Source organism: Pseudomonas sp. WS 5010 (assembly GCF_012985565.1).
Lineage (GTDB): Bacteria > Pseudomonadota > Gammaproteobacteria > Pseudomonadales > Pseudomonadaceae > Aquipseudomonas.
Window position 1 is genome coordinate 312569 of the sequence record NZ_JAAQWQ010000006.1, and the last position, 26027, is coordinate 338595.

Genomic DNA, 26027 nt, shown 5'->3' on the forward strand with positions numbered 1-26027 from the left:
GAAGGACGAAATAATCCTTTTCATTTTTTGCTTCCGTTATGAGTTCACGTTCAACACCAAGGTGCGCGGGCGCTCAAGCCAAGCGCCCTCGCCATCGGGGAAAAGTTCGACCAGCTCCAACTGACCTTCATGGATCCTCACGACGCGCCCATGATCGGCACCCAGGTAATCCCCCACCGCCAGGCGATGAACCCCTGACGCGCCGCGCAGCAGGGCAAATGTCTGCGCGCCCAGGGACAAGGTGCCGACCATCTGGAACTGGTCCACAGCAAACCCTTCGAGAAACTGCCGGGGGCGGTCGAGATCCGGGGCAGGCCCGGGCTTGCCGGTGGGACGACTGGCGGGTTGGTCCGGCGGCTGGAAAGGGTCACGCAAGGGAGTCGGGCTGGAGACAAAGCGTAGTCCCGCCAGTGTTGCAGGCGTTTCGTCAGCCAGCGGCACTGCCTGCTGGCGAATCGCTTGCAACTCGGCGTTCAGCGCCTGCAATTGCGGATCACTGTCGCATCCAGCAAGCAAGACCAGGCCCAGGCCCGCAACCTTGAAGCGGCTCATGGCAATGCTCCCTGGTTGCCGTACCGGTAGGTCTTGGCGAGCATCGTCAGGCTCAGCAATGCGCCAGCCTGGGAATCCACAGGGCGAATGACAAAGTCATGCAGGGTCACGATCTGCGGCAACCCGGCCACGCCACTGATGAAAGCCAGCAGGTCGTGATAGGTGCCCACCAGCTTGAGCTGCATCGGCCGCTCGACGAACACCGGTTGCACCTGCTCGTCCAGCACACTGAGCTGCTCGACCAGCACCCCACTGACCTGACCCAGCCGGGCGAAGTCTTCCAGTAGGCCGGGCATTTGCGTGAGTGTCGGCATTTGGCGCAACTGTTCGGCAAAGGCAGTGCGCAGGGTTTCAAGCTCACGTACCACGCCCTCATGCTCGGCGGCTTGCCGGGCTTTGGCAGCAAACTGCTGGCGCAGCGTTATTTCTCCCGCCTCCTGGCGCTGCAAGACCTCACGGGCACCGCCCAGGTAGATAGCATCCCCCGCCGCCAGCACTAGCAAGGCAAGTACCGCGCCCAGCAGAATCCTGCCAGCCAAGGGCCAGTGGGCGATGTTGCGGTACAGCGTGGACAGTTGCAGGAGTGCCAGCCCTGACGGGCTGGACACAAGGCTCACCGCTGCGTCTCCTGGTGCTCCCCATGGTCCACCATCAACTGGAAGGCACTGCCGGCTGCGCCCTCCTCGGCCCTCACATGACGCAGATTGGGCGCCCGCAGGCTGTTGGAAGCCTCAAGGCTACGCATCAACCGCGCGACATCATCGTTGGACACCGCCGTGCCGGTGACTTGCACCGATGTGCCGCTGACGCTGACCTCGCTCAGTTGGATACCATCGGGCATCGCGCGGGCCAACTGCTCGAACAATTCCTGGCCCGATGCACGATGACCCTGGAGATCTTCGACCACCTTCATCCGCTCCATCAGTTGCTGGCGCTGTTCGCGCAGCTCGTCGATGGTCTTGATGCGCGAATCCAACACCGTGACTTGCTTGCTCAAGTGGTTGTTGCGGGCCACTTGTCGATCAATCGCCCGGTCAATGACCCGGTCGGCCAGCCATACGGCGGCCAATGCAATAGTGGTGATCACCAACAGGAAAATCAGGAAGAACTTGCGACGGCGCTCAGCGCGTTCTTCACGCCAGGGTAAAAGGTTGATTCTTGTCATCAATCGAAACTCCTGAGGGCCAAACCGCAGGCGACCCGCAATCCCTGGGCATCGGCAGCCCATTGTGCACTATTGATCCCACTCCCCGGCGCTATCCGGGCAACCACCTGGTCGGTCATCCGCGCCAGGGCAAACGCCTCTACATCCACCACTCGCGCAACCAGGCCGGCCAGGGCCAACACTGCTTCGCGCGCCTCCACCTGCTCCTTGAGGCACGCCACAAGCAGTACATCAACATAACCGGGTTCACGACCCGATGGGCCCTGGACCTGAAAATCAATTGCAACCTCATCTAACGGATAAGGAATGTACTGGTCGGCTTCACAGCGCAGGCGCTGCTCCATCTCGTCGGCCTCAAGCCCCGCCTCCAGCGCCACCACCCGGCTGATCACCGATGGCCCCGCCACGGCAACTGCCGCATGGGTGACCTGGGTCCGGGCCCGGAACAATGCCTTGGAAAGGGTCTGCGCGACAACCTCCAGATCAACGATATTACTGTCGAGCACCGCATGGCCAGGCAGAGGCTGGCTCGCATACGCGCGCACCGCATAGCCATCGCCGGCGCGGGCCAGCTCCAATATCTTCACGTTGCTGTCCTGGATGTCCACGCCCAGTACGGTATCGGCTTTTCGCTTGAAAAATCCCTTTTTCATAAAACTCCCTAAAGCTTTGCCTGTCTCAGGGCTGGTCAGTTCCGGGTTTGATGCATTCGGTCGGCTCGGTTGAGCGGCGCCCATGACGCTCCGAGGCGAAAAATGCTTTAATGCCCAGCGTTTTTTCCCGCTTTTTATCTGCAGGTCGGGTCGATACATCTTTAGTCATGCCTATCCCGACACCTAACTCATTCTTTTCTCTGGAAATCCAAAAGCCTTGATTCGTCTGCTGAAGTTTTTCGGGTACTCCTTCGTCGCTATCGTTTGCGGGCTGCTGCTCGTGTTCAGCGGCGCCTATCTCTACCTTAGTCCGGGATTGCCCTCGGTAGAGGCCCTGAGAAGTATCCAGTTGCAGATTCCTTTGCGGGTCTACAGCAGCGATGAAAAACTGATCGCGGAGTTCGGCGAAATGCGCCGCACCCCGATCCGTTTCGCCGACATTCCACCCAATTTCATCAATGCCCTGCTGTCGGCTGAAGACGATAATTTTGCCAACCACTATGGCGTGGACCCCAGCAGCCTGGTGCGCGCAGCCACGCAGTTGGTAAAAAGCGGACACATTCAATCGGGCGGCAGCACCATCACCATGCAGGTGGCGAAGAACTTCTTCCTCACCAGCGAGCGCAGCTTCTCGCGCAAGGCCACGGAAATCCTCCTGGCGCTGCAGATCGAACGCCAGCTGACCAAGGATGAAATCCTTGAGCTGTACGTCAACAAGATCTACCTGGGCAACCGCGCCTACGGGATCGAAGCGGCGTCCCAGGTGTACTACGGCAAGTCGATTCGCGACGCCAGCCTGGCACAAATGGCCATGATTGCCGGCCTACCCAAGGCCCCGTCGCGCTTCAACCCGCTGGCCAACCCGGCCCGCAGCAAGGAGCGTCGCGACTGGATCCTGGGGCGCATGTACAAGCTGGGCAAGATCGACCAGAACGCCTATGAGACGGCGGTGGCCGAGCCGCTGAACGCCAGCTACCACGTGCCGACGCCAGAAGTCAGCGCACCGTATATCGCCGAGATGGCCCGCGCCGAAATGGTTGGCCGCTATGGCAGCGATGCCTACACCGAAGGTTTCCGCGTTACCACGACCATTCCGAGCAACTTGCAGGAAATCGCCAACCACGCGGTGCATGAAGGCCTGATCACCTACGACCAGCGCCACGGCTACCGTGGACCGGAATCGCGCCTGCCGGGCAAGACCCTAAGCGCCTGGACCGTCGAACTGGGCAAGCAGCGCTCCATCAGCGGCCTGGATCCAGCCATCGTCACCCAGGTAAAAAAGGATGGCGTGCAGGTCCTGACCCGCAGCGGCGAAGAACATGTGGCGTGGGACAGCATGAAGTGGGCGCGCCCCTTCCTGAACACCAACAGCATGGGGCCGATGCCCAAGCAGCCATCTGATGTGGCCCAGGTCGGTGACCTGATCCGCGTGCAGCGCCAGAAGGACGACAGCCTGAAATTCAGCCAGGTCCCGGTCGCCCAGGGCGCACTGGTCTCCCTGGACCCGCAGAACGGTGCAATCCGCGCCCTGGTCGGGGGCTTCGCCTTCGAGCAGAGCAACTACAACCGCGCCACCCAGGCCAAGCGCCAGCCCGGCTCCAGCTTCAAGCCATTTGTCTACAGTGCCGCGCTGGATAACGGCTACACCGCCGCCAGCCTGGTCAACGACGCGCCTATCGTGTTTGTCGACGAGTACCTGGATAAGGTCTGGCGCCCGAAGAACGACACCAACACTTTCCTCGGCCCGATTCGCGTGCGTGAGGCGCTGTACAAGTCGCGCAACCTGGTATCGATCCGCCTGCTGCAAGCGATGGGCGTGGGCAAGACCATCGACTACATGACCCGCTTCGGCTTCAACAAGCAGGACCTGCCGCCCAACCTGTCCCTGGCCCTGGGCACCGCGACCCTCACGCCAATGGAGATCGCCACCGGCTGGAGCGTATTCGCCAACGGCGGCTACAAGGTCACGCCGTACCTGATCGACAAGATCGAAAGCCGCAACGGCGACACGCTGTTTGTCGCCAACCCGCCGAGCGTGCCCAACGGCGTTGCCGCCAGCGATGGCCTGGCCGCGCCCGCCAATGGTGGCATCACCGTCGAGCCTGCGCCTGGCACGGCACCTACCGATGCCGCTTCTGCCCCGCAGGCACCGGCGGTGGCAGAGCGCGTGGTTGATGGGCGGACCACCTACATTCTTACCAGCATGCTGCAGGACGTGATCAAGCGCGGCACCGGCCGTCGCGCCCTGGCCCTGGGCCGCACGGACCTGGCAGGCAAGACCGGTACCACCAACGAATCCAAGGATGCGTGGTTCTCCGGCTACAACGCCGATTACATCACCACCGTCTGGACAGGTTACGACCAGCCAGAAAGCCTCGGTCGCCGCGAATACGGCGGCACCGTCGCCTTGCCGATCTGGATGAGTTACATGGGCGCCGCCCTCAAGGACAAGCCGGCTCACACCCAGGCCGAGCCGGAAGGCATCCTCAGCCTGCGCATCGACCCGATCAGCGGCCGCGCTGCAGCACCGGGCACGCCGAATGCGTACTTTGAACTGTTCAAGAGCGAAGACACGCCGCCGTCGATGAATGAACTGGGCAATGGCGTGGCACCGGGCAGCCCGCTGCCAGCGGATGAGTCGGCGCCAATCGATCTGTTCTGACAAACACAGATCCAATTGTGGCAGCCCGCCCCCACATTTTGACGGTGTACCCTCCCACCGTTTTGCACAGCCACAAAAAAGCCCCGACTCGCAAGAGCCGGGGCTTTTTGTTGGTGCGCTACAACGGCTTAGCCGTTGAACACATCATCCACGCTTTGCAGCGGGTAGTTCTTCGGATACGGCAGGGTGGCCACACCTGTCTCGATGGCGGCCTTGGCCACGGCATCGGAGATCACGGTGATCAGGCGTTTGTCCATTGGCTTGGGAATGATGTACTCACGGCCAAATTCCAGCTTGGCGCCACCGTAGGCGTCGCATACGTCCTGAGGTACCGGCAGTTTGGCCAGTTCACGCAGGGCGTTGGCGGCAGCTACTTTCATCTCTTCGTTGATGCGCTTGGCGCGAACGTCCAGGGCGCCACGGAAGATGAACGGGAAGCCCAGTACGTTGTTGACCTGGTTCGGGTAGTCCGAACGGCCAGTGGCCATGATCACGTCGTTACGGGTGGCGTGCGCCAGTTCCGGGGCGATTTCCGGATCAGGGTTCGAGCAGGCGAACACGATCGGGTTGGCCGCCATGGACTTCAGGCCTTCGGCGCTCAGCAGGTTCGGGCCGGACAGGCCGACGAACACGTCAGCACCGTCAAGTGCGTCAGCCAGGGTGCGCTTGGAGGACGGGTGGGCAAACATCGCCTTGTACTGGTTCAGGTCGGTACGCTCGGACTGGATCACGCCCTTGCTGTCGACCATGTAGATGTTTTCAAGCCGGGCACCCATGCTCACGATCAGCTTCATGCACGAGATGGCCGCGGCACCGGCGCCCAGGCAGACGATTTTCGCGTCGGACAGGGTTTTGCCAGCGATTTCCAGGGCGTTGATCATGCCGGCCGCAGTAACGATCGCGGTGCCGTGCTGGTCATCGTGGAATACCGGGATGTCGCACTGTTCGATCAGGGCCTTTTCGATCTCGAAGCACTCAGGTGCCTTGATGTCTTCCAGGTTGATGCCACCGAAGGTGATGGAGATGCGCTTGACGGTGTCGATGAAGGCTTGCGGGCTTTCGGAGTCGACTTCGATGTCGAATACGTCGATGCCGGCAAAGCGCTTGAACAGCACGCCCTTGCCTTCCATCACTGGCTTGGAAGCCAATGGGCCGAGGTTACCCAGGCCGAGAATCGCGGTGCCATCAGAAATCACTGCAACCAGATTGCCCTTGCCGGTGTATTTGTAGGCCAGTTCAGGATCGCGGGCGATTTCACGCACGGGCTCGGCTACACCGGGGCTGTACGCCAGCGACAGGTCGCGTGCGGTAGCAGTGGCTTTGGTGAGCTCGACACTCAGCTTTCCTGGACGAGGATGGGCATGATATTCGAGAGCGGCAGTTTTCAAATCAGACATATCGGCATTCCGCTTTTTACTGTTGGACGACGGACCGCCGAGGATACTCGTGTCGCAAAGTCCCTACAAGACTGGGCAGTCACCGGTGTCAAGGGCCCTGCCCTACGACTTTCGGCCAAGAGCCACGGGATACAAGGCCTACAACTGTTCACAATCGACTGAAAAAATGTCTACAATTTTTTCTTATTGTGCCAATTGCAGCATGCCGGGATCGGTCAAGGGGAGCAGCCAGCGTGCCTGGCCACTTTTCAGGCCACCACGTCGGGAACGGTCCAGCACCCAGCCACGAGCCTCGACCTCCTGGCCTTGCAGGCGCTTGAGCAGGGCGTTATCAAATTGCCCGACCAGATTGGGTGCAACCCGTAATACCAGTGAGTCCTGCAATTCGATCCAGATCCCGCCGCGATTGCGTTCGACCTTGCTCACGCGCCCGCTGACCACGGCGAAGCCCGACTGCTGGATTTGCCCGGCTTTCTGCACAGGCGACTGGCGCCACAGGCCCAACCTGGCCGCCCGCGCACTGCGCTCGGCGGCTTGCTGGCAGGCGACCAGATCGACATTGGGCGCCACCGCCACCAGGAACCCGAGGCCCTCGGCGAGCAGTTGCGCCTCCAGATTCGCACCGTTGGCCCCATAAAGGTGCGCCAGGGTTCGCCCATAACGGTCCTTGCCCTCGCGACCCGACACCAAGCCGACCCGACCACCACTGGCATCCACCAGCCCTTGCAGGCGTTGGCGCGCGGCCACGGCGAATGGCTCGTCCGGGCGGCCTTTCTTGCCGGTCTCCGGGGCGTTGACGCCGATCATGCGCACACTGCGCCCGTCCTTGAGGCGGACGGTGTCGCCATCCACCACGCGCTGCACCTCGACGGCGCTGACCGAGGCCGGCGCTGGGCAAAACACCTCGGCCTGGGCGGCCGACAGCCAAATCGCGGGCACAAAAAAGGCGCCCACAAGGGACGCCTTCTTCATAAGCAGGTAAAAGCCCATCAGGCTTTCGAACCTTACTCTGCAGCAGCTGGAGCTTTCTTGCCGAAAGCACCGAAACGGTCGGCGAAGCGCTGTACACGGCCGCCAGTATCCAGAGTCTTCTGCTTACCGGTGTAGAACGGGTGGCACTCGTTGCATACGTCAGTACCCAGTGGCTTGCACAGGTTCGAACGAGTTTCGAACTTGTTGCCGCAGCTGCAAGTAACTTGGATGGTTTCGTACGCTGGATGGATATCGGCTTTCATGGTGTCTTCCTCAGGCTAGCGTGCCGCCACTCGACACTATTGTCGAATACCGCACGTAATTAGGCCGCGGATTCTACCAGAGCTTTTTAATCACGCAAGCGCCGCCATGCCCCCTTTCATCAGAAACTGTGGCAGGACACTCCCCTGCGGGTCTGCTAGGCTCGCGCCCTTCTTCACCGTCTGCCATATGAGAACCTCCCGCGTGCCCGACGCCATTTTGCGCCTCGCCCTGCCCTCGCCCCTGCGCCGCCTCTTCGATTATCGGGCGCCTGCGGGTGTCGTAAGGTCGCAGTTGCAGCCGGGGATGCGCGTGCGCGTACCGTTTGGCCGGCGGGAAATGATCGGGATTCTGATCGAAGTGGCAGACCACAGCGAAGTGCCGGCAGAAAAGCTCAAGCCGGCCCTGGCCATCCTGGACGCCACGCCGCCACTGCCGGCGTCGCTGTTCAAGCTGTGCCTGTGGACTTCCCAGTATTACCAGCACAGCCTGGGCGACACCTTGAGCTGGGCGTTGCCAGTGCTGTTGCGCCAGGGCGAGCTGGCCGAGACCCGCCAGGAGCGCTTCTGGTCGATAACGCCCGGCGCGCGCCTGGACGACCCGCGCATCGCCCGCGCCCCGCGCCAGCGCGAGGCCCTGGCCACCCTGGCGCAGCATCCACATGGCGTGGCGCACCAATTGCTGAGCAAACTGATGCTGAGCAAGGACAGCCTCGACCTGCTGCTGGCCAAGGACCTGGTGCAGGTGGAAATCCGCCGCCACGCCCCCGGCGAGCGCCACGAGCACTGGCTGGCCCAACCGGAACTGCCACTGAACCCGGAACAACGCGCCGCGTTTGAGGCCATCAGCGCCGGCGCCGACAGCTTCCACGCGTTCCTGCTGGCCGGCGTCACCGGCAGCGGCAAGACCGAAGTCTATTTGCAACTGATCCGCGAAACCCTGGAGGCCGGCAAGCAGGCCCTGGTGCTGATTCCCGAGATCAACCTCGGCCCCCAGACCCTGGCGCGCTTCGAGCAGCGTTTCAATGCGCGGATCGCCCTGGTGCACTCGGCCGTCAACGACCGCGAACGCCTGGAATCCTGGCTGGCCGCCCGGGACGGCGAGGCCGACATCATTATCGGCACCCGTTCGGCGCTGTTCACGCCGATGAAAAATCCCGGCCTGATCATCATCGACGAAGAACACGACGGCTCTTATAAACAGCAGGAAGGCCTGCGCTACCACGCCCGCGACCTGGCCCTGGTGCGCGCGCGCCAGGAAAACATCCCGATTGTGCTCGGCTCGGCCACGCCCTCCCTGGAGAGCCTGCACAACGCCTACACCGGGCGCTACGGCCTGCTGCGCCTCAACGAGCGCGCGGGCGGCGCCAAGCAACCGCGCTTCCTGCGCCTGGATGTGAAAAGCCGGCCACTGGACAGCGGCATCTCCGGGCCGATGCAACAAGCCATCGGCCAGACCCTGGCGGCCGGCCAGCAAGTGCTGGTGTTCCTCAATCGCCGGGGCTTTGCGCCTACCCTGCTGTGCCACGACTGCGGCTGGATGTCCGAGTGCAACCGCTGCGATGCGCGCATGACCGTGCATCAACGCTCCGGCGAGCTGCGCTGCCATCACTGCGGCCATGTGGAGCGGGTCCCGCGCCACTGCCCGCAATGCGGCAAAGTCGACCTGCGGCCCGTGGGCGCAGGCACCGAGCGCGCCGAGGAACGCCTGGGGATTCTGTTTCCGGACTTCCCGGTACTGCGCGTGGACCGCGACAGTACGTCGCGCAAGGATGCGATGAACCAGCTGTTCGCCACCATCCAGAAAGGCCAGCCGTGCATCCTGGTCGGCACGCAGATGCTTGCTAAAGGCCATCACTTCCCACGGGTGACCCTGGTCTCGATCCTGGATGCCGACGGCGGGCTGTTCTCCGGGGACTTTCGCGCCAGTGAACGCATGGCGCAACTGATCGTGCAGGTCGCAGGCCGCGCCGGGCGCGCCGAAGAGCCTGGCAAAGTGATCATCCAGACCCACCTGGCCGACCACCCCCTGCTGATTCAACTGACAGAACAAGGCTATTTCGCCTTCGCCGAGCAGGCGTTGAGCGAGCGTCGCTCCGCCGGCTTGCCGCCCTTTGCGCACCTTGCGCTGTTGCGCGCCGAGGCCCATAAACCGGGGCAGGCCGAAGGTTTCCTGGACGAGGCATGCAGCGCCGCTGAACGTTTGCTCGGTGAGCTGGGTCTGAGCGGCATCGAGTTGCTGGGCCCTGTGCCAGCACCGATGGAGCGCCGCGCCGGACGTTATCGCGCCCAGCTCCTGTTGCAAGCCACCGCCCGCGCACCGCTGCATCGGCTATTAAGTAGCTGGTTACTTGCGCTGGAGCAAATGCCCAGCGGGCGACAGGTGCGATGGTCGTTGGATGTCGATCCGGTGGATTTGTACTGATATATAAATTGCTATCGCAGGCAGGCCGGCTCCCACATTTGACGGTATTCACACATCAAAATGTGGGAACGGGCTTGCCCGCGATGAGGCCCGCAGGTCCAGTAACGGACCTTGAAGGTTGGCAAGCCCGCCCGCGCACCGGATAATGTCCAGTTTTTCCACCTGCGCATCGCGCACCGCCGCTTGCGGTCGAAAGAGAACACCATGAAAGACACAATTCGCCAGTTGATCCAACAAGCCCTCACCCAACTCGTCAACGAAGGTGTGTTGCCTGAAGGCCTGACGCCGGCGATCCAGGTGGAAAACTCTCGAGACAAGACCCACGGCGACTTCGCCAGCAACATCGCAATGATGCTGGCCAAGCCTGCGGGCATGAAACCGCGCGACCTCGCGGAAAAAATCATTGCCGCACTGCCGGCCGACCCACAGGTCAGCAAGGCCGAAATCGCCGGCCCAGGCTTTATCAATATTTTCCAGAACACCCAGGCCCTGGCTTCACGCCTGGACGCCGCCCTGGCCGACGCCAAGATCGGCGTGCGCAAGGCCGGCCCCCTGCAGCGCGTGGCCATCGACCTGTCGGCCCCCAACCTGGCCAAGGAAATGCACGTCGGCCACCTGCGTTCGACCATCATTGGCGACGGCGTGGCGCGGGTCCTGGAGTTTCTTGGCGACACCGTGATCCGCCAGAACCACGTGGGCGACTGGGGCACCCAGTTCGGCATGCTGATGGCGTACCTGCAAGAGAACCCCATCACCAGCAACGAGCTGTCGGACCTGGAAAACTTCTACCGCGCCGCCAAGAAGCGCTTTGACGAATCCGAAGAGTTCGCCAACCGCGCCCGTGGCCTGGTGGTCAAGCTGCAGGCCGGCGACCCGGAATGCCTGGAGCTGTGGGCACGTTTCCGCGATATTTCCCTGTCCCACTGCCAGAAAATCTACGAACTGCTGAACGTCAAGCTGACCATGGCCGACGTGATGGGCGAAAGTGCCTACAACGACGACCTGATCAATGTGGTCAACGACCTCAAGGCCAAGGGCCTGCTGGTCGAGAGCAACGGCGCCCAATGTGTGTTCCTCGACGAATTCAAGACCGCCGACGGCGAGCCGCTGCCGGTGATCATCGTCAAGGCCGACGGCGGCTATCTGTACGCCACCACCGACCTGGCGGCCGTGCGCTACCGCAGCGGCGTGCTCAAGGCCGACCGTGCGCTGTATTTCGTCGACCAGCGCCAGGCCCTGCACTTCCAGCAAGTGTTCGAAGTGGCGCGCCGCGCCGGTTTCGTCACCCACCCGATGCACATGGAACACATGGGCTTCGGCACCATGAACGGCGCCGATGGCCGCCCGTTCAAGACCCGCGACGGCGGCACCGTGAAGCTGATCGACCTGCTGAACGAAGCCCAGGAGCGTGCCTACAACCTGGTGAAGGAAAAGAACCCGGAACTGGCCGAAGCCGAGCTGCGCAATATCGCCCGGGTGGTGGGCATCGGCGCGGTGAAATACGCCGACCTGTCCAAGCATCGCACCAGCGACTACAGCTTCAACTTCGAGCTGATGCTCAACTTCGAAGGCAACACCGCGCCGTACCTGCTGTATGCCTACACCCGTGTGGCGGGCGTGTTCCGCAAGCTGGGCAAGGATTTCAGCGAAGTCGACGGCCAGATCATCCTGCAAGCACCGCAAGAGCACGACCTGGCCGCCAAGCTGGCGCAGTTCGGCGAAGTGCTCAACAGCGTGGGCGAGAAAGGTACGCCGCACATTTTGTGCACCTACCTGTATGAAGTCGCCGGGTTGTTCTCCAGCTTCTACGAGAACTGCCCGATCCTGAGCGCCGACGACGAAACGCAAAAGCAAAGCCGCCTGCGCCTCGCCGCACTGGCTGGACGGACCCTCAAGCAAGGCCTGGAACTGTTGGGCCTGGAAACTCTGGAGCGTATGTAAGTTGGCAGCCAAGAAAAAACCTGCACCCAAGCGCGGCGCCAGCCGCTACCAGGCACCGGCCAAACAACCGATCCCGGGCTGGATGTGGCTGGCCATCGGCCTGTCGGTCGGTGCGTTTATCGTGTTCCTGATGAAACTGGAGCCGGGCCAGGGCGAAGACGTCAAGCGGGTCAAGCAGGAGCAGCAGAAGGCCAGCAAGATCGCCGAAGCGAACAAGACACCGCCGAGCCCAACCGCGCCTGTGAAGCCGAAATACGACTTCTATACGCTGCTGCCGGAATCGGAAGTGATCGTGCCGCAAGACGCCGTGCCGGAGAAAACCCTGCCGACGCCGCAAGTGCCGACCACCCCGGTAACCCCGGCGGAAGCAGCCAAGATCGACACCGCACGAGCCCAGGCGGCGTTGGCCGGGATTACCCCGCCGCCGGCACCACCGGTGGCCACTACCAAGGCGGCGCCGGTCACCAAGTTCTTCCTGCAGGCGGGCTCGTTCCCCAAGCAGGCGGATGCGGACCGGGTGCGGGCGCAGATTATCCTGCTCGGGCAGACGGTGACGGTGGAATCCGGGACGGTGAAGGAAGCGACCTGGTATCGCGTGCTGGTGGGACCGTTCAGCAATCGTGAACAGCTGACCGTGGCCCAGAAGCAGCTGGCGGGTGCGGGCTTTAGCAACCTGTTGTTACAACAACGCCAGAGCCGTTGAGCCACAGGCAACATGGATCAGATGTGGGAGCTGGCTTGCCTGCGATGACGGTGTATCAGTCAATATTTTCAGTGACGGGTGCACCGCTATCGCAGGCAAGCCAGCTCCCACATTGGTTTTATAGTGCTCTTGAGCTTGTGCCGGCCCGCTAGACACCACTCGTCCGCGCACCCTTCCTACGGTTGAAATCTCCCCCGCCACCCCCATATGAGTTCCATCAGGGCATTTTCGCCCCGCAGCGTGGAGACTCTCCCCTTGACCACCATCGTTTCAGTTCGTCGCCACGGCAAAGTCGTCATGGGCGGCGACGGCCAGGTTTCCCTTGGTAATACCGTGATGAAAGGCAACGCCAAAAAAGTGCGCCGCCTGTACCACGGCCAGGTCCTCGCCGGTTTTGCAGGTGCCACCGCTGACGCCTTTACCTTATTCGAACGTTTTGAAGGCCAACTGGAAAAACACCAGGGCCATCTGGTGCGTGCCGCCGTCGAACTGGCCAAGGAGTGGCGCACCGATCGCTCCCTCAGCCGCCTCGAAGCCATGCTCGCCGTCGCCAACAAAGACGCCTCCTTGATCATCACCGGCAACGGTGACGTGGTGGAGCCCGAGAACGGCCTGATCGCCATGGGTTCCGGCGGTGGCTATGCCCAGGCCGCAGCCAGCGCCCTGCTGAAAAAAACCGACCTGTCGGCCCGGGAAATCGTCGAGACCGCCCTCGGTATCGCCGGCGATATCTGCGTGTTCACCAACCACAACCTGACCATTGAGGAGCAGGACCTCGCGGAATAAGCCGTCGGCTTGTTCCTGCTTGAGGACCACACACCACTATGTCCATGACTCCCCGCGAAATCGTCCACGAACTCAATCGCCATATCATCGGCCAGGACGATGCCAAGCGCGCCGTTGCCATCGCCCTGCGTAACCGCTGGCGCCGGATGCAACTGCCCGAAGAATTGCGCGTTGAAGTAACCCCCAAGAACATCCTGATGATCGGCCCGACCGGTGTCGGCAAGACCGAGATCGCCCGGCGCCTGGCCAAGCTGGCCAACGCACCGTTCATCAAGGTCGAAGCGACCAAGTTCACCGAAGTCGGCTATGTGGGCCGCGACGTCGAGTCGATCATCCGTGATCTGGCCGACGCCGCCCTGAAACTTTTGCGCGAACAGGAAATGACCAAGGTCAGCCACCGCGCCGAAGACGCCGCCGAAGAACGCATCCTCGACGCCCTGCTGCCACCGGCACGCACGGGCTTCAATGAAGACGCCGCCCCCGCCTCGGATTCCAACACGCGCCAGCTGTTCCGCAAGCGCCTGCGTGAAGGCCAGTTGGACGACAAGGAAATCGAGATCGAAGTCGCCGAAAGCGCCGGCGTCGACATCTCTGCACCGCCCGGCATGGAAGAAATGACCAGCCAGCTGCAAAACCTGTTCGCCAACATGGGCAAGGGCAAGAAGAAAAACCGCAAGCTCAAGGTCAAGGACGCGCTCAAGCTGGTGCGTGACGAAGAAGCCGGGCGCCTGGTCAACGAGGAAGAGCTCAAGGCCAAGGCCCTGGAAGCGGTCGAGCAGCACGGCATCGTGTTTATCGACGAGATCGACAAGGTGGCCAAGCGCGGCAATTCCGGTGGCGTCGATGTATCCCGCGAAGGCGTGCAGCGCGACCTGCTGCCGCTGATCGAAGGCTGCACGGTCAATACCAAGCTGGGCATGGTCAAGACTGACCACATCCTGTTTATCGCTTCCGGTGCGTTCCACCTGAGCAAGCCCAGCGACCTGGTGCCCGAGCTGCAAGGCCGCCTGCCGATTCGCGTGGAGCTCAAGGCCCTGACGCCGGGCGACTTCGAACGCATCCTCAGCGAACCGCATGCTTCGCTGACCGAGCAATACCGCGAGCTGCTCAAAACCGAAGGCCTGGGGATCGAGTTCCTGCCGGATGGCATCAAGCGCCTGGCGGAAATTGCCTGGCAGGTCAACGAGAAGACCGAGAACATCGGTGCCCGTCGTCTGCACACCCTGCTTGAGCGCCTGCTTGAGGAAGTGTCCTTCAGCGCCGGCGACATGGCGGGCGCGCAGAATGGCGTAGCAATCAGGATCGACGCCGACTACGTCAACAGCCACCTGGGCGAATTGGCGCAGAACGAAGACCTGTCTCGTTATATCCTGTAAGGCTTACGCAGGAACCGCTCTGCTTTAAAGTGGGAGCGGGCTTGCTCGCGAATGCGGTGGGTCAGTTTATGCAACGGTGACTGACCCACCGCATTCGCGAGCAAGCCCGCTCCCACATTTTAAAGCCGGTTCCTTCAGGATCATCTCTGAGCGGTTCCCCAAATGACCAAACTGCCTACCGCCATCAACCTGCACAAAGCCTCCAAGACCCTCTCGCTGACCTACGGCCCCGACGAGGTCTATCACCTGAGCGCCGAACTGCTGCGGGTCCACTCCCCTTCCGCCGAGGTCCAGGGCCACGGCAAACCGATCCTGCAATTTGGCAAGCTGAATGTCGGCCTGACCAAGATCGAACCTGCCGGGCAGTACGCACTGAAATTGACCTTCGACGACGGTCATGACAGCGGACTGTTCACTTGGGACTACCTCTACCAACTCGCCGTACGTCAGGACGAGCTGTGGGCCGATTATCTTGCCGAGCTCAAGGCGGCCGGAAAAACCCGCGACCCGAGCCAGTCCGTCGTCAAGCTGATGCTCTAACTCAAGCCTCTTGCTCATTAGTGGGCATTTTCTAATTTCATCTGCTTGAATGCCCCTCCGTGTGGCCAAAGATTGGCCCGCTTGCGAAAAAAATTAAACTCGGGTAACCAATGGAATTGGCAAGTTCCCTGCATTTGACGATGCGGTATTTACGGTCACCCGAGCAGCAGTACCAGGCTTGTGTTGTGCCTCGATAATTGGGAGCACAGCGGTACCCGGTACTCGTCTTTCGGACAATGGAGCGTCGTAGATGAGTAACAAGAATAACGATGACTTGAAACGCCAGGCCTCGGAAAACACCCTGGGGCTCAACCCGATCATCGCATTACGGAAAAAGGATTTACTGGCTTCTGCGCGCATGGTGCTGACCCAGGCCATCAAGCAACCGCTGCACAGCGTCAAGCACGTCGCCCACTTTGGCGTCGAATTGAAGAATGTGGTGTTCGGCAAGTCCGAGCTTGCCCCCGAGAGCGATGACCGTCGCTTCAATGACCCGGCGTGGAGCCAGAACCCGCTCTACAAACGCTACCTGCAAACCTATCTGGCGTGGCGCAAGGAGCTGCACGACTGGATCGGCGACAGCAACCTGTCGGAGCAGGACATCAGCCGCGGCCACTTCGTCATCAACCTGATGACCGAGGCCATGGCACCGACCAACAGCGCCGCTAACCCGGCCGCCGTCAAACGCTTCTTTGAAACCGGTGGCAAGAGCCTGCTCGATGGCCTCTCGCACCTGGCCAAGGACCTGGTGCACAACGGCGGCATGCCGAGCCAGGTGAACATGGGCGCCTTTGAAGTGGGCAAGAGCCTGGGCACCAGCGAAGGCGCGGTGGTGTTTCGCAATGACGTGCTGGAGCTGATCCAGTACAAGCCGATCACCGAACAGGTGTACGAGCGCCCGCTGCTGGTGGTGCCGCCGCAGATCAACAAGTTTTATGTGTTCGACCTGAGCCCGGACAAGAGCCTGGCGCGTTTCTGCCTGCGCAATAACCAGCAAACCTTTATCGTCAGTTGGCGCAACCCCACCAAGGCCCAGCGCGAATGGGGCCTGTCGACCTATATCGAAGCGCTGAAAGAGGCGGTCGATGTGGTCACGGCGATTACCGGCAGCAAGGACATCAACATGCTCGGCGCCTGTTCGGGTGGCATCACCTGCACCGCGCTGCTGGGCCACTACGCGGCGCTGGGCGAGAAGAAGGTCAACGCCCTGACCTTGCTGGTGAGCGTGCTGGACACCACCCTCGACACCCAGGTGGCCCTGTTCGTCGACGAACAGACCCTGGAAGCGGCCAAGCGCCATTCGTATCAGGCCGGCGTGCTGGAAGGCCGGGACATGGCCAAGGTATTTGCCTGGATGCGCCCCAATGACCTGATCTGGAACTACTGGGTCAACAACTACCTGCTGGGCAATGAGCCGCCGGTGTTCGACATCCTGTTCTGGAACAACGACACCACGCGCCTGCCGGCAGCCTTCCACGGCGACTTGATCGAACTGTTCAAAAACAACCCGCTGGTGCGGGCCAACGCCCTGGAAGTGTGCGGCACCCCGATTGACCTCAAGCAGGTCACAGCCGACATCTACTCGCTGGCGGGCACCAACGACCACATCACGCCGTGGCAGTCCTGCTACAAGTCGGCGCAGTTGTTTGGCGGCAAGGTCGAGTTCGTGCTGTCCAGCAGCGGGCACATCCAAAGCATCCTCAACCCGCCCGGCAACCCCAAGGCGCGCTACCAGACCAGCGAGAGCATGGGCGAGAAGGCATTGGACTGGCAGGAAAATGCCACCAAGCATACCGACTCGTGGTGGCTGCACTGGCAGGGATGGGTGGGTGAGCGTTCAGGCAAGCTCAAGAAGTCCCCTACGATTTTGGGTAACAAGACCTACGCAGCAGCAGAGGCTGCGCCAGGCACATACGTTCACGAGCGCTAAGGCCACACTTTTGTGTGATTGCAATGAGATCAAATGTGGGAACTCGGTCAGGGTGGGAGCGGGCTTGCTCGCGATGCAGGCAACACGGTGTATCTGTCAGGCCGAGTTGATGCCATCGCGGGCAAGCCCGCTCCCACACACACCTGCTCCCGCATGGGCCGCATTCCAGCAGTAACACTTCACAGGGCTTGAGCATGCCGCAACCGTTCATCTTCCGTACCATCGACCTGGATGGCCAGACCATCCGCACGGCGGTACGACCGGGCAAGTCTCACTTGACGCCATTGCTGATTTTCAACGGCATCGGCGCCAACCTTGAGCTGGTGTTTCCGTTCGTCCAGGCTCTGGACCCGGACCTGGAAGTGATTGCCTTCGACGTACCCGGCGTCGGCGGGTCGTCGACACCCAGCCGCCCCTATCGTTTTCCCGGCCTGGCCAAACTCACCGCGCGCATGCTCGATTACCTGGACTATGGCCAGGTCAATGCCGTGGGGGTTTCCTGGGGCGGCGCCCTGGCGCAGCAGTTTGCCTACGACTACCCGGAACGCTGCAAAAAGCTGATCCTCGCCGCCACCGCCGCCGGCGCCTTTATGGTGCCCGGCAAGCCGAAAGTGCTATGGCTGATGGCCAGCCCGCGGCGCTACATCCAACCGTCCCATGTGGTGCGTATCGCACCGATGATTTATGGCGGCTCGTTCCGCCGCGACTCGAAACTGGCCGCCGAACACGCGAGCAAGGTGCGCTCGGCCGGCAAGCTGGGCTACTACTGGCAACTGTTTGCGGGCCTGGGCTGGACCAGCATTCACTGGCTGCACAAGATCAAGCAACCGACCCTGGTACTGGCCGGCGACGACGACCCACTGATCCCGCTGGTCAACATGCGCATGCTGGCCTGGCGCATTCCCAATGCCCAACTGCACATCATCGACGATGGCCATCTGTTCCTGATCACCCGGGCCGAAGCCGTGGCACCGATCATCATGAAGTTTCTCCAGGAGGAACGCCTGCGTGCGGTGATCCATCCGCAGCCGGCGCCCTATAGCAACACCTGAGCGGTATCGGGTCAGGACGACCCCTACGCGCAACTTGGCCAGAACCGACTATGGTTCTGAATTGGCGTGCTTGTTGGCGAATTGACGAAGGAGTGTTGACCCATGCGTGACCGACCCGTAAACGTCCCGGCGCCTACACCCGCCGCGTTCATCAATGCACAAAGTGCGATCACCGGGCTGCGCGGCCGGGATCTGCTGTCGACCCTGCGCAGTGTCGCCGCCCATGGCTTGCGCAACCCGCTGCACAGCGCGCGGCATGCGTTGGCACTGGGTGGGCAATTGGGCCGGGTACTACTGGGTGAAACCGTGCACGAACCCAACCCCCACGACAGCCGCTTCGCCGACCCCACCTGGACCCTCAACCCCCTGTACCGGCGCAGCCTGCAAGCTTATTTGAGCTGGCAGAAACAGACCCGGCATTGGATCGACGACAGCAGCCTTAGCGAAGACGACCGCGCGCGGGCGCATTTTGCCTTCTCGTTGCTCAACGATGCGGTGTCGCCGTCCAACACCCTGCTCAACCCGCTGGCGATCAAGGAGTTGCTCAACTCTGGCGGCAACAGCGTGGTGCGTGGCATGAGCAACCTGTTCGATGACTTGCTGCACAACAACGGCCTGCCGCGCCAGGTCACCAAGCAGGCCTTCGAGGTCGGCAAGACGGTGGCCACCACGCCTGGCTCGGTGGTGTTTCGCAATGAACTGCTGGAGCTGATCCAGTACAAGCCCATGAGCGAAAAACAGTACGCCAAGCCGCTGCTGGTGGTGCCGCCGCAAATCAACAAGTACTACATTTTCGATTTGAGCCCCGCCAACAGCTTCGTGCAGTACGCCCTGAAAAACGGCCTGCAGGTGTTTATGGTCAGTTGGCGCAACCCGGACGTGCGCCATCGCGAGTGGGGCCTGTCAACCTACGTGGCGGCCCTGGAAGAAGCCCTGAACATCTGCCGGGCGATCAGCGGCGCCCGTGAAGTGAACCTGATGGGCGCCTGCGCCGGGGGCCTGACCATCGCCGCGCTGCAAGGCCATCTGCAAGCCAAGCGCCAACAACGGCGGGTCGCCAGTGCCACCTACCTGGTAAGCCTGCTGGACAGTCAGATCGACAGCCCCGCCATGCTGTTTGCCGACGAACAGACCCTGGAAGCGGCCAAGCGCCGCTCCTATCAACAGGGCGTGCTGGATGGCCGCGACATGGCCAAGGTCTTCGCCTGGATGCGCCCCAATGATCTGATCTGGAATTACTGGATCAACAACTACCTGCTCGGCAAGGAGCCGCCGGCGTTCGACATCCTGTACTGGAACAACGACAACACCCGCCTGCCGGCAGCCTTGCACGGCGATCTGCTGGATTTTTTCAAGCACAACCCACTGAGCCACCCCGGTGGCCTGGAAGTCTGCGGCACGCCCATCGACTTGCAGAAAGTCACGGTAGACAGCTTCAGCGTGGCCGGAATCAACGATCACATCACGCCGTGGGACGCGGTCTACCGCTCGACCTTGCTGCTGGGCGGCGACAAGCGCTTCGTGCTCTCCAACAGCGGGCATATCCAGAGCATCCTCAACCCGCCGGGCAATCCCAAGGCGAATTTTGTCGAGAACCTCAAGCTGAGCAGCGACCCCCGCGCCTGGTACTACGACGCCAGCCACATCGAGGGCAGTTGGTGGCCGCAGTGGCTTGAGTGGATCCAGCAACGCTCCGGGGTGCAGCGCGAAACCCTGACGGCCCTGGGCAACCAGAACTACCCACCGATGGAAGCGGCGCCGGGCACCTATGTGCGAGTGCGCTGAGCTCAACGATCAGATTAAGAAGACTGGATGAAAACCCGCGACCGGATCCTGGAATGTGCCCTGCAGTTGTTCAACCACAAGGGCGAGCCAAATGTTTCAACCATGGAGGTGGCCAATGAAATGGGGATCAGCCCCGGCAACCTCTACTACCACTTCCATGGCAAGGAACCCCTGGTACTGGGGCTATTCGAGCGTTTTCAGGGGGAGTTGGCGCCGCTGCTCGACCCGCCGGCCGATGTGCAGCTGGCACCGGAGGATTACTGGCTGTTCCTGCACTTGATCGTCGAGCGCATGGCGCACTATCGGTTCCTGTTCCAGGACCTGTCGAACCTGGCCGGGCGCTTGCCGAAGCTAGCCAAGGGCATTCGCAACCTGTTGACCGCGCTCAAGCGCACCCTGGCTTCGCTGCTGGCGCGGCTCAAGGCCGAGGGGCAGTTGGTCAGCGATACCCAGGCACTGGGGCAGTTGGTGGAGCAGATCACCATGACCCTGCTGTTTTCCCTGGATTACCAACGCATCCTCGATCGTGAGGCCGAGGTGCGGGTGGCGGTGTATCAAGTGATGATGCTGGTGGCGCCGCATCTGTTGATGCCGGCGCGGTTGGCTACCGAGCGTTTTGCTCTGCGCTACCTGGACGACACGGACTAGAAATGTGGGAGCGGGCTTGCTCGCGATTGCGGTGGGTCAGCCAACAAATCTGGCACTGATACACCGCTATCGCGGGCAAGCCCGCTCCCACACAAGCCCACACACATTAGGAATGTGTTGTTGCAAGCACCCAGTAAAACGCCCGACCTTTGCAGGCCGGGCGTTTTTATACGTCCCGTAAATCAGGACTGACTGGATGGCGTCGGGGTGGCCGGCGTTACAGTCGGGGTCGCTGCGGCGGGCGTCGGCGCGGTGGCCGAGTTGGTCGCAGGTGCCGGGGTTGCAGGCTTGGCCGCTACAGCAGGCTTGGGCGTTGCAGGTTTCTTGGCTACGGCCGGCTTTTTCGCTGCTGGCTTTGCCGCAGGTTTTGCCGCTGCTGGCTTGGCTGCAGGCTTCGCGGCGGCCGGTTTGGCAGCGGGTTTTGCTGCCACTGGCTTGGCAGCCGGCTTGGCCGCAGCCGTTTTTGCCACAGGCTTGGCGGCAGGTTTCGCTGCCGGCTTGGCCGCAGGTTTTGCAGCAGCTTTAGCCGCTACTGGCTTCTTGGCAGCAGGCTTGGCGGCAGGTTTGGCTGCTGCCGTTTTCGCCGCTGGCTTGGCTGCAGGTTTAGCGGCTGGCTTGGCCGCGGCCTTGACCAGTGGCTTGGCCGCGGTTTTCGCCGCAGGTTTGGCCGCAGCCGTTTTCGCGGCCGGCTTGGCAGCAGGCTTGGCCGCTGCTTTGACGGGAGCGACTTTAGCACCGGTCAGCTTTTCGATTTGCTTGGTCAGGGTATCGACCTTGCTGTGCAGCGCCTTCACTTCATTGCGGCTCGGCACGCCCAGGCGCGAAATAGCACTGTTCAGGCGCTTGTCGAGTGCACCTTCAAGTTCGCCCCAAGTACCCAGTACCTGCTTTTTCGCATCACTGATACGGGACTTGGCCGAACTCGCGCTCGCCTTGGCCGCATCTACTTGTTTACCGACTGTGCTCTTGGTCAACTTCTCGGCCTTCTCGCCGTCTTTAACCAAAGTCTCGAAGAGTTTGCTGCCGTCACTGTCGATCTTCGAGTACACGCCTAAACCAGCCAGCCAGATCTTGCGGGAGTATTCTTCAACTTTCCCGACCCAAGAGCTGCCTTCTTTCTGAGTAGTCTTTTTAACAGCCATCCGATGTCTCCTTAGTGTTTACGCGCGACACGTTCGAGCAATGCCGTTAGCTCATCGAGCTTAGCAGAGAGTGTCTCCACGTCATGTTTAGACGCAATGCCGATTCGATTCAAGGCACTTGCAACACGCGCGTCAAAAGCCTTCTCGACTTTATCCAGTTGCACTTCGACGCGACCTTTGACGCTGGAGACATTGCTCTTAACGTAATCAATCTGACTGTTGGCGGCATCAAGTTGTTCATTCACAACTTTTTTGCCTTTGCTTTCAACATGTTGACCGGTCTTAACGAGTTCCTTGAAGTACTCGCTGCCTTCGCTGCCGACCTTCGCGTAAGCCCCCAAACCCGCCAGCCAGATCTTGCGAGCATAGGTTTTAACGTCGCTCAGAGCGCTGATTTGGGTATCGATTTTTTTCTTCAAAATAACTTTGGCCATGGTGCACCTCACGCATAAAAGGGTGGAGGAACTGCCCACAGGAGTTGAGGGCTGAGTACAAAGTAGGGAGAAAAATTAGAATCGGCACCCTAAGAACAGCACAATGAGCCTCCAGCCAATGCGGCGCGCAGTCGCAGATCAGGCCAGGGCTTTATCCAGGGCCTTCTCGATTTCAGACTTGATGGTGCCACTCATGGCCGACATCAACAGGCCCAGTTCCACTTCAATCCTTAACGAATCCTCGGCCACTTTCAGCGTGCCTTTGACGCCGGAACGCTTGAGGTTCAACGTGTCGCCAGACCAAGATGGCTCCAGGCCATATTGTTCTTTGAGTTTATGCGCCAACTTCTCGGCTTTCGCCCTGGCAGCTTCCTTACCCAGTGCGTGGGCACGTTCAATCTGTATGCGGGCCATTTGAATGACTCCTCGTTATAAAGACGTATTGAGCACCCTGCTCACCCGCCATGCGGCAAAAGGTCTCGGCGGCCACCTATCTTACCTTCAGCCTTGCCAAGACAAAGCATGCCTTGGGGATTAGAATGCCCCCATTCTCTTTTGGTGACAGCGATATGACTGATCAGCGCAAAGGCAGCGATGCCGAACCCACCACTCACTTCGGCTTCAAGAACGTCCCGGAAAGCCAGAAAGCGGAAAAAGTCGCTGAAGTGTTCCACTCCGTGGCCGCCAAGTACGACCTGATGAACGACGTGCTGTCGGGCGGCATGCACCGCCTGTGGAAACGTTTCACCATCGAGTTGTCCGGCGTGCGCACCGGCAACCGGGTGCTGGATATCGCCGGTGGCACCGGCGACCTGGCCGCCAAGTTCTCCAAGCTCGTTGGCCCCACCGGCCAGGTGGTATTGGCCGACATCAACGGCTCGATGCTCAAGGTGGGCCGCGATCGCCTACTGGACAAGGGCGTGGCGGGTAATATCGAGTTCGTCCAGGCCGACGCTGAAAAGCTGCCGTTCCCCGACAACCATTTCGACTGCGTGACCATCGCCTTCGGCCTGCGCAACGTGACCCACAAGGAAGACGCCCTGCGCTCGATGCTGCGGGTGCTCAAGCCCGGTGGTCGCCTGCTGGTGCTGGAGTTCTCCAAGCCGACCAACGCGCTGATGTCCAAGGTCTACGACACCTACTCGTTCGCCTTCATGCCGTTGATGGGCAAGCTGATCACCAATGATGCCGAGAGCTATCGCTACCTGGCCGAGTCGATCCGCATGCACCCCAACCAGGAAACCCTGAAGTCGATGATGGTCGAGGCCGGTTTCGACCGCGTGACCTACCACAACATGACCTCCGGTATCGTCGCCCTGCATCGCGGCATCAAGCCCTGATGTTGTTCACGGGCCTTCTCGCCAGTGTCGAACACGGCCTCAACCGTGTCCTGCGCCTGGACAGCACCGCCCTGGCACGGCTGGCGCACCTGAACGGCAAGATCATTGCCGTCGATTGCACCAGCCCGGCCTTGCAGCTGTTTATCCTGCCCAGCGATGAAGGCCTGATGCTCGCCGCGCACTGGGCCGCCGATGCCGACTGCACCCTGCGTGCACCGGCGGCGAGCCTGCTGCGCCTGGCCTTGAGCCGTGACAAGACCGCGATCCTGCACGGCCCCGAGGTGACCCTTGAAGGCGACAGCGCGGTGCTGATGGACCTGGCCGCCGTGCTGCAAGACCTGGAGCTGGACTGGGAATACGAGCTGTCGCGCTGGCTCGGCCCAGTGGCCACCCAGTTGATCAGCGGGCACCTGCGCAGCCGTTCGCGCTGGTACCAGCAGGGTTTCGCCAGTCTCAATCAGAACCTCGCCGAATACCTGAGCGAAGAATCGCGCACCCTCGTCGGAAAACGGGAAGCCGAAGCGCGCTTTCGTGAACTCGACCAGGCCAAACTCGACCTGGAACGGCTTGAGGCGCGCTTCGAGCGCCTGAACCGCTCCCTTGATCCAAGCGATAACGCATGAAGCTGCTCGCCGTCCGCCGTCTGTTCCGAATCCAACGCGTCGTCATTCGCTACCGCCTCGATGACCTGCTGTTCGCCCTGCCGCTGCCGTGGTTGTTGCTGGCAGTGCGCTACGTGCTGCCGTGGCGCTGGTTCCCGCGCAAGACCCTGGACCTGAGCCGTGGCGCACGCCTGCGCCTGGCCTTGCAGGACCTGGGGCCGATCTTCATCAAGTTCGGGCAGATCCTGTCGACCCGTCGGGACCTGCTGCCCGAGGATATCGCCGACGAGCTGATGCTGTTGCAGGACCGCGTGCCGCCGTTCGACTCACAGCAGTCGATGAAGCTGATCGAAGAACAGCTGGGCAAGAAAATCAGCGAAGTGTTCAGCCGTTTCGACGTCGAGCCCCTGGCCTCGGCCTCGGTTGCCCAGGTGCACGCCGCGCAGCTTAAAACCGGCGAAGAGGTGGTGGTCAAGGTGATCCGCCCTGGCCTCAAGCCGATCATCGGCCAGGACCTGGCGTGGCTGTTCATTCTGGCCCGCGCCGCCGAGCGCTTCTCTGCCGATGCGCGCCTGCTGCACCCGGTGGATGTGGTCGCCGACTACGAAAAAACCATCTACGACGAACTCGACCTGTTGCGTGAAGCAGCCAACGCCAGCCAGCTCAAGCGCAACTTCGAAGGCTCGCCACTGCTGTACGTGCCGCAGGTCTATTGGGACTGGTGCCGGCCAAAGGTGCTGGTGATGGAGCGCATCTACGGCGTGCAGGTCACAGACCTTGCGACCCTGGCCGACCAGCGCACCGACATGAAGATGCTCGCCGAGCGTGGTGTGGAGATTTTCTTCACCCAGGTGTTTCGCGACAGCTTCTTCCACGCCGACATGCACCCCGGCAATATCTTCGTCAGCACGGTAAATCCATGGAGCCCGCAGTACATCGCGATCGACTGCGGCATCGTCGGCAGCCTCACGCCCGAGGACCAGGACTACCTGGCGCGCAACCTGTTTGCCTTCTTCAAGCGTGACTACCGGCGCGTGGCGCAATTGCACATCGATTCGGGCTGGGTGCCGGCCGAAACCAAGCTCAATGAGTTCGAGGCAGCAATCCGCACCGTGTGCGAGCCGATCTTCGAAAAACCGTTAAAAGATATTTCATTCGGCCAGGTACTGATGCGCCTGTTCCAGACCGCGCGACGCTTCAATATGGAAGTGCAGCCGCAACTGGTGCTGCTGCAAAAGACCCTGCTCAATATCGAAGGCCTGGGCCGCCAGCTGTACCCGGACCTGGACCTGTGGAACACCGCGCAACCGTTCCTCGAACGCTGGATGCGCGAGCGCGTCAGCCCGAAAACCCTGCTGGGCAACCTGCAAAGCCAGGTCGAGCAGCTACCGCACTTGGCCAACATGACCCGCGACCTGCTCGAGCGCATGTCCCAGCCCCACGCCAAGGACCCGGCGCCGCCGTGGCACCAGCGCAAGGACGACTGGTTCCTGCGCCTGCTGGGCGCGGCGCACCTGGGCGGTGGCGCGGTGCTCGCAGCCGGTGGGCCGTTGAACGAGCTGGGTCATTGGCCGGCCGGGATCATGGTCGCCGTGGGTCTTTATCTGGTCGTGCGTCGATAGGCCGACCGGTTATACACTGTTGCACATTGCCGGGGCGGGT

At 61.6% G+C, this 26027-nt stretch carries 25 protein-coding genes; 14 read left to right on the plus strand and 11 right to left on the minus strand.

Annotated elements, in window-relative coordinates; translation table 11 throughout:
- Nucleotides 1-36: 36 nt before the first annotated feature.
- Genes HBO11_RS21500 through HBO11_RS21520 form a run of 5 tightly spaced genes read right to left on the minus strand, consistent with a single transcriptional unit; the run spans nucleotide 37 to nucleotide 2539 of the window.
- Nucleotides 37-552 (minus strand): pilus assembly protein PilP, encoded by a 516-nt coding sequence (locus HBO11_RS21500; RefSeq protein WP_169952383.1) that lies wholly within the window; start codon nucleotides 550-552, stop codon nucleotides 37-39.
- Nucleotides 549-1169, minus strand: coding sequence for a type 4a pilus biogenesis protein PilO (gene pilO / locus HBO11_RS21505; RefSeq protein ID WP_169952385.1), 621 nt, complete (start codon nucleotides 1167-1169; stop codon nucleotides 549-551). Before pilO ends, HBO11_RS21500 begins: the two co-directional genes overlap by 4 nt.
- Nucleotides 1166-1717 (minus strand): PilN domain-containing protein, encoded by a 552-nt coding sequence (locus HBO11_RS21510; RefSeq protein WP_169952387.1) that lies wholly within the window; start codon nucleotides 1715-1717, stop codon nucleotides 1166-1168. Before HBO11_RS21510 ends, pilO begins: the two co-directional genes overlap by 4 nt.
- Nucleotides 1717-2370, minus strand: coding sequence for a type IV pilus assembly protein PilM (pilM, locus tag HBO11_RS21515; protein WP_169952390.1), 654 nt, complete (start codon nucleotides 2368-2370; stop codon nucleotides 1717-1719). The genes HBO11_RS21510 and pilM overlap by 1 nt, the downstream gene beginning before the upstream one ends.
- A gap of 25 nt (nucleotides 2371-2395) precedes the next feature.
- The gene (locus tag HBO11_RS21520; RefSeq protein ID WP_169952392.1) at nucleotides 2396-2539 is read right to left on the minus strand and encodes a hypothetical protein; all 144 of its coding nucleotides are present in this window, start codon (nucleotides 2537-2539) and stop codon (nucleotides 2396-2398) included.
- A 48-nt stretch (nucleotides 2540-2587) separates the two neighbouring features.
- Between HBO11_RS21520 and HBO11_RS21525 the strand changes: the two genes are divergently transcribed.
- Entirely contained in the window at nucleotides 2588-5032 is a 2445-nt protein-coding gene (locus HBO11_RS21525; RefSeq protein WP_169952394.1) for a penicillin-binding protein 1A, read from the plus strand.
- A 128-nt stretch (nucleotides 5033-5160) separates the two neighbouring features.
- Here HBO11_RS21525 and HBO11_RS21530 read toward each other — a convergent pair whose 3' ends face one another.
- The 3 genes from HBO11_RS21530 to rpmE all read right to left on the minus strand — a co-directional run bounded on the left by HBO11_RS21530 (nucleotide 5161) and on the right by rpmE (nucleotide 7664).
- Nucleotides 5161-6429 (minus strand): malic enzyme-like NAD(P)-binding protein, encoded by a 1269-nt coding sequence (locus HBO11_RS21530; RefSeq protein WP_057958076.1) that lies wholly within the window; start codon nucleotides 6427-6429, stop codon nucleotides 5161-5163.
- Nucleotides 6430-6612: 183 nt separating this feature from the next.
- Nucleotides 6613-7419, minus strand: a complete 807-nt coding sequence (locus tag HBO11_RS21535; RefSeq protein ID WP_169952395.1) for a thermonuclease family protein — start codon at nucleotides 7417-7419, stop codon at nucleotides 6613-6615.
- Nucleotides 7420-7433: 14 nt separating this feature from the next.
- A complete protein-coding gene (gene rpmE / locus HBO11_RS21540; RefSeq protein WP_029296053.1) occupies nucleotides 7434-7664 on the minus strand; it encodes a 50S ribosomal protein L31 in 231 nt (76 codons plus the stop codon).
- A gap of 202 nt (nucleotides 7665-7866) precedes the next feature.
- Here rpmE and HBO11_RS21545 point away from each other — a divergent pair, with 202 nt between their 5' ends.
- The 10 genes from HBO11_RS21545 to HBO11_RS21590 all read left to right on the plus strand — a co-directional run bounded on the left by HBO11_RS21545 (nucleotide 7867) and on the right by HBO11_RS21590 (nucleotide 20847).
- Nucleotides 7867-10086, plus strand: a complete 2220-nt coding sequence (locus HBO11_RS21545) for a primosomal protein N' (protein WP_169952397.1) — start codon at nucleotides 7867-7869, stop codon at nucleotides 10084-10086.
- Between the two features lie 204 nt (nucleotides 10087-10290).
- Nucleotides 10291-12027, plus strand: coding sequence for an arginine--tRNA ligase (argS, locus tag HBO11_RS21550; RefSeq protein ID WP_169952399.1), 1737 nt, complete (start codon nucleotides 10291-10293; stop codon nucleotides 12025-12027).
- Nucleotide 12028: 1 nt separating this feature from the next.
- A complete protein-coding gene (locus tag HBO11_RS21555; protein ID WP_029296044.1) occupies nucleotides 12029-12730 on the plus strand; it encodes an SPOR domain-containing protein in 702 nt (233 codons plus the stop codon).
- Nucleotides 12731-12985: 255 nt separating this feature from the next.
- Nucleotides 12986-13516, plus strand: coding sequence for an ATP-dependent protease subunit HslV (gene hslV / locus HBO11_RS21560; protein ID WP_017738857.1), 531 nt, complete (start codon nucleotides 12986-12988; stop codon nucleotides 13514-13516).
- A gap of 38 nt (nucleotides 13517-13554) precedes the next feature.
- The gene (hslU, locus tag HBO11_RS21565) at nucleotides 13555-14892 is read left to right on the plus strand and encodes an ATP-dependent protease ATPase subunit HslU (RefSeq protein ID WP_169952401.1); all 1338 of its coding nucleotides are present in this window, start codon (nucleotides 13555-13557) and stop codon (nucleotides 14890-14892) included.
- Between the two features lie 162 nt (nucleotides 14893-15054).
- A complete protein-coding gene (locus HBO11_RS21570) occupies nucleotides 15055-15432 on the plus strand; it encodes a DUF971 domain-containing protein (RefSeq protein ID WP_169952404.1) in 378 nt (125 codons plus the stop codon).
- A 250-nt stretch (nucleotides 15433-15682) separates the two neighbouring features.
- On the plus strand, nucleotides 15683-17362 hold the full coding sequence (phaC, locus tag HBO11_RS21575) for a class II poly(R)-hydroxyalkanoic acid synthase (protein WP_169952406.1): 1680 nt from the start codon (nucleotides 15683-15685) through the stop codon (nucleotides 17360-17362).
- 194 nt (nucleotides 17363-17556) lie between these two features.
- A complete protein-coding gene (phaZ, locus tag HBO11_RS21580) occupies nucleotides 17557-18414 on the plus strand; it encodes a poly(3-hydroxyalkanoate) depolymerase (RefSeq protein WP_029296035.1) in 858 nt (285 codons plus the stop codon).
- Between the two features lie 102 nt (nucleotides 18415-18516).
- Entirely contained in the window at nucleotides 18517-20199 is a 1683-nt protein-coding gene (gene phaC / locus HBO11_RS21585) for a class II poly(R)-hydroxyalkanoic acid synthase (protein ID WP_169952408.1), read from the plus strand.
- 27 nt (nucleotides 20200-20226) lie between these two features.
- Complete coding sequence (locus HBO11_RS21590; protein ID WP_169952410.1) at nucleotides 20227-20847, plus strand: TetR/AcrR family transcriptional regulator; 621 nt, start codon at nucleotides 20227-20229, stop codon at nucleotides 20845-20847.
- A 182-nt stretch (nucleotides 20848-21029) separates the two neighbouring features.
- Here HBO11_RS21590 and HBO11_RS21595 read toward each other — a convergent pair whose 3' ends face one another.
- The 3 genes from HBO11_RS21595 to HBO11_RS21605 form a co-directional block, all read right to left on the minus strand.
- On the minus strand, nucleotides 21030-21989 hold the full coding sequence (locus HBO11_RS21595) for a phasin family protein (RefSeq protein WP_169952412.1): 960 nt from the start codon (nucleotides 21987-21989) through the stop codon (nucleotides 21030-21032).
- 11 nt (nucleotides 21990-22000) lie between these two features.
- Entirely contained in the window at nucleotides 22001-22423 is a 423-nt protein-coding gene (locus HBO11_RS21600) for a phasin family protein (protein WP_076961706.1), read from the minus strand.
- Nucleotides 22424-22561: 138 nt separating this feature from the next.
- Nucleotides 22562-22837: a polyhydroxyalkanoic acid system family protein gene (locus HBO11_RS21605; RefSeq protein WP_032862236.1), complete on the minus strand. Its 276-nt coding sequence runs from the start codon at nucleotides 22835-22837 to the stop codon at nucleotides 22562-22564.
- 155 nt (nucleotides 22838-22992) lie between these two features.
- Here HBO11_RS21605 and ubiE point away from each other — a divergent pair, with 155 nt between their 5' ends.
- The 3 genes from ubiE to ubiB are packed head-to-tail and all read left to right on the plus strand — an operon-like array spanning nucleotide 22993 to nucleotide 25987.
- Nucleotides 22993-23763, plus strand: a complete 771-nt coding sequence (gene ubiE / locus HBO11_RS21610) for a bifunctional demethylmenaquinone methyltransferase/2-methoxy-6-polyprenyl-1,4-benzoquinol methylase UbiE (RefSeq protein WP_003209306.1) — start codon at nucleotides 22993-22995, stop codon at nucleotides 23761-23763.
- Nucleotides 23763-24386 (plus strand): SCP2 sterol-binding domain-containing protein, encoded by a 624-nt coding sequence (locus HBO11_RS21615; protein ID WP_169952414.1) that lies wholly within the window; start codon nucleotides 23763-23765, stop codon nucleotides 24384-24386. The genes ubiE and HBO11_RS21615 overlap by 1 nt, the downstream gene beginning before the upstream one ends.
- Nucleotides 24383-25987, plus strand: a complete 1605-nt coding sequence (gene ubiB, locus HBO11_RS21620; RefSeq protein WP_169952416.1) for a ubiquinone biosynthesis regulatory protein kinase UbiB — start codon at nucleotides 24383-24385, stop codon at nucleotides 25985-25987. Before HBO11_RS21615 ends, ubiB begins: the two co-directional genes overlap by 4 nt.
- The last annotated feature ends 40 nt before the right edge of the window (nucleotides 25988-26027 follow it).